The organism is Eubacterium xylanophilum ATCC 35991, from assembly GCF_000518685.1.
Taxonomy (GTDB): domain Bacteria; phylum Bacillota; class Clostridia; order Lachnospirales; family Lachnospiraceae; genus Eubacterium_F; species Eubacterium_F xylanophilum.
In genome coordinates this window covers 1-1081 of sequence record NZ_JAEB01000053.1, presented here as the reverse complement: position 1 = coordinate 1081, position 1081 = coordinate 1, and the positions used below count along the sequence as shown (strand labels likewise).

The 1081-nt window shown below is 34.9% G+C and carries 1 protein-coding gene; it reads right to left on the bottom strand.

From position 1 onward, the window contains the following. Positions 1 to 971, bottom strand: a 971-nt coding sequence (locus L877_RS12640; RefSeq protein ID WP_034785401.1) for a DUF6273 domain-containing protein, incomplete at its 3' end; no start/stop codon positions are given. Between the last annotated feature and the right edge of the window lie 110 nt (positions 972 to 1081).

Below are 1081 nucleotides of genomic sequence, written 5' to 3'. Positions count from 1 at the left end.
GTCTTTTTCTTTGTAAACTTCTTTGTCGTCGAATACCATAGGTCATATGAGGTAGAATCGTCTGTCTTCTTCCACTGAATAACTGCTTTATTCTTAGATTTTTTTGATGATTTTATACTTGGTTTTTTTATCTTATATTGAAGTAGTTCGCTGCTAACCTTGGTTTGCATTGATTTATTAATACGATTTGCATATTCCACATCAAGCGTTTCAACACCAATCTCATCTTGACTATCTGCATAATCAATATAATAATTCTCATATTTACCCGTCTTAGAATTTTTCTTTGTGTACCGCGAAATCTTCCATCCTCCTTTAGAAATATCCATATATATGCTAGGTCGTATCCCAAATATATAATTACTAACAACGAGCGTGTTCCCTTCATAGCGGCTCCGATATCCTACATCAACTCCTGGACCTCCCATGTCATTTTCTGCAGTACTGTACGCATATTTTTGTGTCTCATTTTTCATCCATAGATTTGTTATCCACCATACACATGGGCCGATTTCAGGATATTTTCTAAGGGCATACTTTGTGGCCTCGACAGGAATTCCTTCGAAGAATCTCGACAAATATACTGTACTCAAATCCTGCTTTCTGTAATTATCTTGCAAAACCTGCTTTAATAAACTTCTTTCATATTCATTGAACGCATCATTTAGAAATCTGCTATTAAGCCACTGCCTACAAAAAGATGTCGCCCAAGTGGATTTTCCACTCCATGTATCATCATAAACCATAAATTCGAGAGATTTCGCAGATTCTAAATAGGCAACATTCTCTTTTGTCCAACAAAGTCTCCATTCTATTGGCTCTTTTCTGCTACTATCACTTTGATAGTAATTGCCAAAATATATATGAGTTATCTCCTTATCCCCTTGCTGCATGGATGCACTGGCGTCTATATGGCTCATAATAAATAGTGCACAGCAAAACATAAACGTCATCATAATTCTTTTGTACATAGTTCCTCCTACTTCCCAATAAAATGACATGTTGTCATAATCCATGATTCGTATATTTTTGACGAACTATAATTGATAAATCTATCTTTAAATGTATAGTCTGTATAATA